The sequence below is a fragment of the Janthinobacterium sp. JC611 genome (assembly GCF_018682595.1).
Taxonomy (GTDB): domain Bacteria; phylum Pseudomonadota; class Gammaproteobacteria; order Burkholderiales; family Burkholderiaceae_D; genus Janthinobacterium.
Genome location: NZ_JAFLJN010000028.1, coordinates 1 through 237, shown reverse-complemented (window position 1 = coordinate 237; position 237 = coordinate 1). Strand labels below are relative to the sequence as shown.

General features: G+C 48.9%; 1 protein-coding gene. It reads right to left on the bottom strand.

From position 1 onward, the window contains the following. Nucleotides 1–237: hypothetical protein (locus J0O65_RS19935; protein WP_215408974.1), on the bottom strand; the 237-nt coding region annotated here is incomplete at both ends.

Genomic DNA, 237 nt, shown 5'->3' with positions numbered 1-237 from the left:
CCGATTAGCTCGCCATTGAACCAGAAGTAATGGCTGGTTTGCGTACCGATTTCTGCCAAGAGTTCTCCGCTTGGACCATAAATAGCTCGCGTGACTCCACCAGAATTTTCTTTTTGTACACGCTGGTTCAGCGCATTGGTACGATAGTCGGCAATATAAGTGCCATTCACCAGAATCCCACGCATACGGTTGAAACCATCATAGGTGTAGGCACGTGTACCATCATGGCGCGATTCG